The following is an 8,623-nucleotide window of genomic DNA, read 5'->3' as shown; positions in this document are numbered from 1 at the left end:
AAATAACGATTTTTTGAATTTTTATTCAAAAAAAAACAAAAAACAATGATTTATTGTTATAATTTTTTGAATAAAAATAACAATAATTCATTTGTAACAATATTGATTTATTAAAAAAAATAAAAAAAATTACATTAACCCTAATTTTAAATAGGCTTAAAATAAACTATTGATAAAAATAACACAACACACCCTATTTTTTTAAGGGTATAATTTGTTTTTAAATAAATTTGTTCAACTAACAACAAAAAAACAACATTTATGAAAAAACTTTTTACCGTGGTAGTGTTACTATTAACAAACTTCATTTTTGCACAAGAAGAAACTCAAGAAAAATTGAAAAATTTTACTTTTTCGGGTAGCGTTGACACTTATTATAGAGCTAACCTAACAGCTCCTAACGATGAGAATCAAATTGCTCCTTCAACCTCATTTGCAGATAAATCTGGATTTTCATTAGGAATGGCAAACATCATTTCAAAGTACGAAAAAGGGAAAGTAGGCGCTGTAGCAGATTTGGCATTTGGTCCAAGAGCTATTCAAGCCAGCTTTATTGATTCTACTTTTGTTAATCAGCTTTATGTATATTATAACATTAGCGAAACAGTTAAATTAACAGCAGGAAAATTTAATACCTATCTAGGTTATGAATTGATTTCACCAGTAGGCAATTTTAATTATAGTACATCCTATCTTTTTACGAATGGACCATTTAATCATACTGGATTAAAAGCTGATTTCTCTTTATCAGAAAAAACAAATTTACTAATAGGCGTATTCAACCAAACAGATGTTAATCTTTACAACCCTAACGGAAGCTATGCTTTGGGAGGTCAATTAAATTATGACAAACATTTTTTCAATGTCTTATACGATAAAGCTGGACTTGGTCTTGAAATGGATTACACAGGCGGATTCAATCCTACTGAACTTTTTTTTATAGGCGTAAATGGAGCATATGCAGATAATGAAGGAGAAGGGTTTTATGGCGGAGCTCTATACCCTCAATATACTTTAAATGATAATTTTACTCTGGGCTTGCGTGGAGAATATTTTGCAAGACATAGCGATTTAACAGAAGACGATCCAAATGTTATTGCAATTACTTTAACAGGAAGCTATACTGTGGAAGATTTAACTATAAAACCTGAGTTTCGATTAGATAATGGCTCAGAAGAAATCTTTATTAAGACCAACTTAGAACCTACAAAAACATTAGGCTCATTTTTAATAGCTGCTATTTATAAATTTTAATTAAAAATCAAATTTCAAATGAAAAAAATTGAAGCAATAATCAGAAAATCAAAATTTTCTGCTGTAAAAAAAGCATTACATGAAATAGGTGTAAACTTTTTCTCTTATTGGGATGTCACTGGATTAGGAAACGAGAAAGAAGGTCATGTCTACAGAGGAATTTCTTACAGCACAAGCGATATTCAAAGACGCTATCTGTCCATTGTTGTTAATGATGATTTCGAAGAAAAAACCATTAAAGCCATTTTAGAAGCTGGAGCTACTGGAGAAATAGGAGATGGAAAAATATTCGTTTCTCATATTGAAGAGGTATATAGAATCAGAACAGGAGAAAAAGGTGGTCAAACTTTAAAATAATCAATAATTAAACTCACATCATGGAAGATATAACAAAACAAGTAACAGAAATAAACGGTGTTTTAGACATCCTATGGATTCTTATGGCTGGTGTATTAGTATTTTTAATGCAAGCAGGATTCACATTGGTTGAATCTGGTTTTACCAGATCAAAAAACACTATCAATATAATTATGAAAAACGTAATGGATTTATGTGTGGGTTCATTAGGTTTTTGGGCTATAGGCTACACTTTAATGTATGGAGATTCAGTTGGATCGTTCATAGGAACTCCTTCATTATTTTACAATGCTGATGGCGAAATGCATAATCTTTTTTTTCAAACTGTATTTTGTGCTACTGCAGCTACAATTATTTCAGGAGCAGTAGCAGAACGAACTAAATTTTCCACCTATTTATTATTATCTTTAGTCATGACAGTATTTATCTATCCCGTTTCTGGACATTGGGTATGGCAAGGAAGTGGCTGGTTAACCAATCTAGGATTTGTAGATTTTGCTGGTTCATCTGTAGTACATTCTGTAGGAGGATGGGCAGCACTTGTAGCAGCCTTATTAGTAGGACCAAGAATTGGAAAATATACAGATGGAAAATCAAACGCTATTCCTGGACATAATATGATGTATGGTGCTTTAGGTGTTTTAATTTTATGGTTTGGGTGGTTTGGATTTAATGGCGGATCAGAATTAGCTATTTCCGGAGCACATGCTAAAAATGTTGCTAATGTTTTTATCACAACAAACTTAGCTGCTGTAACTGGAGCTATTGTTGCCATGCTTTATACTTGGTACAAATATAAAAAACCAGATGTATCCATGACCTTAAATGGAGCTTTAGCTGGTTTAGTAGGCGTTACAGCTGGTTGTGCTGCAGTTTCAAACATTGGAGCTATAGCAATAGGTGGAATTTGTGGATTAGTAGTAGTATTATCTATCAGTTTTATTGATGAAAAACTTAAAATTGATGATCCAGTAGGTGCTATTTCAGTTCATGGTGTTTGTGGAGCTTTAGGTACAATTTTAGTTGGTGTATTTGCAATAGATGGTGGATTAATATATGGTGGTGGATTTTCAAAACTAGGAGTTCAAACTTTAGGTGTCCTTGCTATTGGAGCATGGGCGATGAGCACTACTTTTATTTTGTTATTCATTTTGAAAAAAACTTTAGGATTGAGAGTTTCGGAAAAAGACGAAACAGAAGGTTTAGATATCACAGAACACGCAATGAATGCCTATCCAGATTTTAGACTAAACGAAAAATAATCATTTATCGCATTCATTTTTAAATTAAAAGGGTTGTTTTGAAACAACCCTTTTTACATTATCTTATATAAAACAGGTTTACTTGGTGAAGCATCATTTTCAAATGAAGCAATTTGCAAATTCAACATATAATGACCATCTAAAATTGTATTATCAACATAAATCATTTCAGTAATGGTACATTCAAAACGAGCCTCAGAATTCAATTGATAAATATTTTTAATATTCCAAAATGCTTTATGTGCTAATAATTTTCCTTCATCATGCTCTTTATCCACACTAGGCAAATCAATTAAAAGATGCAAGACTCCCATTTCTCTTACAAAAACAGCTGCTTCTTCCGATAAATACGGAGGATTTGTATTGGAATAATTCAAATGCTTTTTATTTTCCCCATTGGGTAAGGTTCTAATAACGATTGCTTCGGGTGTTTTATTGAATAATGCAGTAGCAAGTTGCCTCTTAGTAATCACTAAATCCTCACCAATTAATTCTGGAACAACCGAAATTAATTCTGCAGTAAAGAAAAAACGTTTTAAAAATTTGTTTATACTGTAAAAATCATGGGTAATATGCCCTAAACATTCTGTATGTGTGCCATGCGCATGAGGATTAAAAAAAATATTATTAAAATTTGTTGAAGATTTTCCTTCAGAAACTTTTCCAATCCAATCTCCCATTTTTACAGGTGTTATTTCAGGAATTTGCTGATACCAAGCAATAGGATTTTGACCATCACTTGTTAAAGGAATTGAGATGTCCAAAGGTTGCGACAAATCAATTTGAATGTTTTTATTTTGATGTAGAATTGTTGTTTTCAAAAAAAATAGATTTTATTTCAAATTTACTAAAAACAAATCACTCGCTATACCGTCACTTAAAAACTTACCCTTTTGAGTTGTTTTTAAGATGTTATCCTCAAGCACAAGAAGGTTATCATCTATAAATTTCTGACTTTGTTTTTTTAAGTATTCTAAATATACTTCTCCAAATTCCTTACTAATTCGTTCAAAAGAAACACCCCAAATTGTTCTCAATCCTGTCATAATATATTCGTTGTAACGATCTTTTAGAGTCAAAACTTCCGTTTCAATGGGTAAAACCCCTTGTTCTAATGTTTTTATATACAAAGTATTATTTGCGATATTCCATGATCGATTAGTCCCATCATAACTATGAGCAGAAGGACCGATGCCAATATATTTTTTACCTAACCAATATGCTGAATTATTTTTCGAAAAATAATCTGGTTTCCCAAAATTTGACAACTCATAATGTATAAATCCATTTTCTTTTAAAGTCGCTACCAAAATATAAAACTGCTCTTCAGCTACTTCATCATCGGGTGGATTGACAATTCCTTTTTGAACAAATTTATGCAAAGCTGTTTTAGGCTCTAGGGTTAACGCATAACTAGAAATATGAGGCACACCAAAAGAAAGGGCTTTTTCTATATTGGCTTTCCATTTTTCGTTAGTTGAATCTGGAATTCCATAAATTAAGTCTAAAGATATGTTATCAAAATATTGTGTTGCAATTTGCAAACATTTTTCAGCTTCTTTTGCATTATGTGCCCGATTCATCAATTGCAAATCATCTTCAAAAAAAGATTGAATTCCTATTGATAGGCGATTAACTCCAATTTGTTTTAATCCCAAAATTCGTTCCTCAGTTAAATCATCTGGGTTTGCTTCAACAGTAATTTCTGGATTATGAACCACGTTGTAATTTTGGTAAACCGAATCGATTATTAATTTTAAATCCGAATTACTTAAAATACTAGGCGTTCCTCCACCAAAATAAATTGTTTCCAGGGTTTCCTTTTTAAATTCGTCTTTTCTAAGCTCAATCTCTTTTTTGATTGCAAAAACCATTTCTTCTCTCTTCTTCATATTAGTAGAAAAATGAAAATCGCAATAATGGCATGCTTGTTTACAAAAGGGAATATGAATATAAATGCCGCTCATTTTTTAACTCTATTCTCATTTTGTTTTACAAATGCTTCCCAACCTGAATAACTTTTTCCCACTTCAACCCTACTGGAGTTAAAAAAATGACATACTGCTGCAGCCAAACCATCGGTAGAATCTAAATTTTTAGGTAATGTTTTTAAGCCTAACAATTGCTGTAGCATTTTAGCAACTTGTTCTTTACTTGCATTACCATTTCCTGTAATGGCCATTTTTATTTTTTTAGGCTCGTATTCCGTAATTGGAATTTGTCTAGATAAACCAGCAGCCATAGCGACTCCTTGCGCTCTTCCTAATTTTAACATAGATTGTACATTCTTTCCAAAAAATGGTGCTTCAATAGCAATTTCATCTGGATGATGAGTATCAATAAGCTCAATAGTGCGTTCAAAAATAACTTTTAGCTTGGTATAATGGTCATCGTATTTATTTAAAATTAATTCGTTTAATTGAAGAAATTCCATTTTTTTATTAATAACCTTTATTAAACCAAACCCCATTATGGTAGTTCCGGGATCAATTCCTAATATTATGCGTTCGTGAGTCACAATTTTATTAAAAAGTTAAGTTTTCAAAACCTAAAGTTTGTTACTTTGCGATTATGATTATAATTCCTCACAAAGCTAAGCAATTCCTTTTAGTTATACTCAAACTTTTGATTGTGACTATTGCGATTACTTATATTTATCATGAATTAAATCATAAAAAAATAGATTGGTTTTTATTTTCAAAATACATCACCTGGAAACAATGTATCATTTTAATTTTATTTTCAAGTAGCAATTGGTTTTTAGAAATATTGAAATGGCAAAACCTAGTTTCCTATTTTAAAAGAATTTCAATCTTACAATCATTACAACAAACTTTAGGTTCGCTTACAAGTTCTATTTTTACCCCTAATCGAATAGGCGAATATGTTGCGAAAGCTTTTTATTATCCAAAAAAAGAAACTAAAAAGATTCTTTTTTTGAATTTTATTAGCAATACCTCGCAAATGTTTGTAACCTGCTTCTTTGGTATAATTGGAATTATACTATATCAATTAAAGACAACTCAAACCCTGTTTTGGTTTTCAATTAAAATTAAAACAACCTATTTAATAGTATTCATCATTATTACAATTGCTTTTTTTATTTTTTTTAAATTCAAAAAAATTAGGTTTTATGGTTTTACAATTCAAAAGTTTTGGTCAAAATGCAAGCGCTTTCCCAAAACTATTTTGATTACAAATTTTCAATTATCTATTTTACGTTATCTGATTTTCTCACATCAATTTTATTATTTATTACTTATTTTTCAATGCGAAATAAATTATTCTTCAGCTTTAAGCATTATCTTTATGATGTATTTATTTGCCTCTATCCTTCCCAGTATTCATATTATGGATGTTGCTGTCAAAGGTAGTGTTGCCGTTTATTTGTTTGGCAAATTTGGTATAGAAGAATGGAAAATCATCCTCATAACTTTTATTATGTGGTTTTTTAATTTAGTTTTTCCTGTTCTTATAGGAAGTTATTTTGTTTTACAATTTAAACCTAAAAAAACATGACATTGACTTTATTTATTATAATGAGTTTATACATACTACTCATTGTTATATTAATTTTTGGTTTTACCAAAATGAAACCTGCTCCTTATTATGACACTACTCCAAAGACTTCTTTTTCTATAGTAGTTCCGTATAGAAACGAAGCAAAAAATCTGCCCCAATTATTAAAGACATTTTCAAAACTAGACTATCCAAGAGATTTATTTGAAGTGATTTTAGTAGATGATGATTCAGACGAGAAAATTGATTTTTTACATTATAAATTCTCAATACAAATAGCAAACAATATAAGAAAATCCAATTCACCAAAAAAAGATGCAATTGAGACCGCTATTGCACTAGCCAATAAAGAATGGATAATAACTACAGATGCTGATTGCGAAGTACAGCCTCATTGGTTAAGCATTATAGATAATTACATACAACAAACACATGTGAAAATGGTGGCAGCAGGTGTAGCCTATATTTATAAAAAAGGTTTTTTACATGCCTTCCAAAATTTAGATTTCTTAAGCTTACAAGGAGCTACCATAGGAAGTTTTGGAATCAACGAGCCATTTATGTGCAATGGTGCCAACTTTGCGTATAAAAAGGATTTTTTTTACGAATTAAATGGGTTTGAAGGTAATAATACTATAGCAAGCGGTGATGATGCTTTTTTATTACAAAAAGCTATTGAGAAAAATAAAGACGCTATTGGGTTTTGTTTAAACCACCAAAGCACTGTTTACACGAAAAGTGTTTCAAACTGGAAAAGTTTATTCTTTCAAAGGGTAAGATGGGCAACCAAAAGCACTGATTATTATTCTTTTTTTGGAAAAGCCCTAGCTATTGTGGTCTTTCTTACTAATATTGCTTGGCTATCGAGTATTTTTTTTATTATCGTACAAATAATTTCTTTACACTCATTTTTGGTTTTTATTGGAGCAAAAGCAATAGTAGATTATATACTACTTAAGCAAACTTCATTTCATTATGAAACAAAATTAAAATGGCTAATTCCAAGCATGGTATTATATCCAATATTTAGTACAACGGTCGCTTTTTATTCCTTATTTGGCCATTATAAATGGAAAGGAAGGACCTTTAAAAAATAATTACTCTTTAGACTTCACCACAATTGGTAAAATAAATTGTGTTTTTACTTTAATCCCTCTTTTTATAGCTGGCTCAATATGTGGAAAATTAGAAAGATTTTTTTGCAATATACTATCCACTATCCTAAGGTCATGCCTTACCGTATCTTTAGGCTGCTGAACTTTAAAATTTAATGTCGCATTAGGATGAATTGTAACTTTAACAGAGATAGTATCTAAATTAGGATACATCTGTTTTAATGTATCAGTATTTATTCTTTGATATATGTTTTCAACAATATAATTAAAAAAACATTTTTTTTGTAATTCTTTGTCAATGATAGAATCACAATTATTACTGGTTGGAAATTCATCTACTTCTTCCCAATTTATTTTTCCCAATTCTTCTTTTAACATCACTTCTTTATCTGGCACTTTCTTATCAAAAAATTGACAAGAAGTAAGAAGCATAAATAGTAACAATATACATGTATTCCTTTCCAAAATATTTTTTCTGTAAAAATACTATTTTTTATTTTACTATTATTTTGAAGAAATAAATATAAAAGCTTAAACACTTCCTTTTCTACATCATTTTAAAAGTAATAGGTAATCCATATTTTATATTTACTATTTTACCTTGATGTTTACCTGGAATAAATTTTGGCAACAAAGAAACAATACGGGTAGCTTCAGTTTCTAAAATTTTCTTTTCATATTCCTTCTCATTTGTTGCTATTGCTTTAATATCTTTTATCAGTCCAGATTCACTAATTATAAAAGTAACATCTACTCTACCTTGAATTCTGTTTTCTAATGCTTCTTCTGGATAAGTAAAATTTCTTTTAACATGATTTGTCATTTTCTTATTGAAACATTCTACCGCTTCTTTTCTAGTAAGCATCTCATCACACCCTTTAAAAACAGGAATTTGTTCCGCTTGATAGAATTCTATAAAATCTTCTGAATTAATATATAATTCACTACTATTAAATGAAGTAAAAAACAAACTAAACATAAAAAGTAAAACCAACTTTAGTTTTACTTGAAAAGTATTTTTTTGCATAATTGTTTATTTGAATTTGGTTAATACTGTGCGCAAACACTATATTCAACTCACAAAAAAAAATTTTATGTGATTAAATACTATACTAA

10 protein-coding genes are annotated in these 8,623 nt (G+C 29.9%); 5 read left to right on the top strand and 5 right to left on the bottom strand.

Going from position 1 to position 8,623, the window contains the following annotated elements; all coding sequences use genetic code 11:
• Window positions 1-261 precede the first annotated feature (261 nt).
• From HALO113_RS18305 to HALO113_RS18295, 3 genes are read left to right on the top strand one after another with little or no spacing between them, the layout of a single operon-like run.
• Window positions 262-1,254 carry an outer membrane beta-barrel protein gene (locus HALO113_RS18305; RefSeq protein WP_159780584.1) on the top strand — a complete coding sequence of 331 codons (993 nt, stop codon included), beginning with the start codon at window positions 262-264 and terminating at the stop codon, window positions 1,252-1,254.
• 18 nt (window positions 1,255-1,272) lie between these two features.
• Window positions 1,273-1,611: a P-II family nitrogen regulator gene (locus HALO113_RS18300; RefSeq protein ID WP_159780583.1), complete on the top strand. Its 339-nt coding sequence runs from the start codon at window positions 1,273-1,275 to the stop codon at window positions 1,609-1,611.
• A gap of 20 nt (window positions 1,612-1,631) precedes the next feature.
• Entirely contained in the window at window positions 1,632-2,873 is a 1,242-nt protein-coding gene (locus tag HALO113_RS18295) for an ammonium transporter (RefSeq protein WP_159780582.1), read from the top strand.
• A gap of 53 nt (window positions 2,874-2,926) precedes the next feature.
• Here HALO113_RS18295 and HALO113_RS18290 read toward each other — a convergent pair whose 3' ends face one another.
• From HALO113_RS18290 to ruvC, 3 genes are read right to left on the bottom strand one after another with little or no spacing between them, the layout of a single operon-like run.
• Window positions 2,927-3,694 carry a cyclase family protein gene (locus tag HALO113_RS18290; protein WP_159780581.1) on the bottom strand — a complete coding sequence of 256 codons (768 nt, stop codon included), beginning with the start codon at window positions 3,692-3,694 and terminating at the stop codon, window positions 2,927-2,929.
• 12 nt (window positions 3,695-3,706) lie between these two features.
• Window positions 3,707-4,840 (bottom strand): radical SAM family heme chaperone HemW, encoded by a 1,134-nt coding sequence (hemW, locus tag HALO113_RS18285; RefSeq protein ID WP_159780580.1) that lies wholly within the window; start codon window positions 4,838-4,840, stop codon window positions 3,707-3,709.
• The gene (gene ruvC / locus HALO113_RS18280; RefSeq protein ID WP_159780579.1) at window positions 4,837-5,391 is read right to left on the bottom strand and encodes a crossover junction endodeoxyribonuclease RuvC; all 555 of its coding nucleotides are present in this window, start codon (window positions 5,389-5,391) and stop codon (window positions 4,837-4,839) included. Before ruvC ends, hemW begins: the two co-directional genes overlap by 4 nt.
• 53 nt (window positions 5,392-5,444) lie before the next feature.
• On the opposite strand from ruvC, the gene HALO113_RS18275 reads away from it, so the two are divergent.
• Window positions 5,445-6,392, top strand: a complete 948-nt coding sequence (locus HALO113_RS18275) for a lysylphosphatidylglycerol synthase domain-containing protein (protein ID WP_370519403.1) — start codon at window positions 5,445-5,447, stop codon at window positions 6,390-6,392.
• Window positions 6,389-7,489, top strand: a complete 1,101-nt coding sequence (locus tag HALO113_RS18270; protein WP_159780578.1) for a glycosyltransferase — start codon at window positions 6,389-6,391, stop codon at window positions 7,487-7,489. The genes HALO113_RS18275 and HALO113_RS18270 overlap by 4 nt, the downstream gene beginning before the upstream one ends.
• On the opposite strand, the gene HALO113_RS18265 is transcribed toward HALO113_RS18270, so the two are convergent.
• Both HALO113_RS18265 and HALO113_RS18260 read right to left on the bottom strand, forming a co-directional pair.
• Complete coding sequence (locus tag HALO113_RS18265) at window positions 7,490-7,972, bottom strand: hypothetical protein (protein ID WP_236554805.1); 483 nt, start codon at window positions 7,970-7,972, stop codon at window positions 7,490-7,492.
• A gap of 82 nt (window positions 7,973-8,054) precedes the next feature.
• On the bottom strand, window positions 8,055-8,534 hold the full coding sequence (locus HALO113_RS18260) for an energy transducer TonB (RefSeq protein WP_159780577.1): 480 nt from the start codon (window positions 8,532-8,534) through the stop codon (window positions 8,055-8,057).
• Between the last annotated feature and the right edge of the window lie 89 nt (window positions 8,535-8,623).

Source organism: Flavobacterium sp. 9AF (genome assembly GCF_902506265.1).
GTDB lineage: Bacteria > Bacteroidota > Bacteroidia > Flavobacteriales > Flavobacteriaceae > Flavobacterium.
The sequence above is the reverse complement of the archived record's forward strand: the minus strand, read 5'-3'. Positions and strand labels throughout refer to the sequence as shown.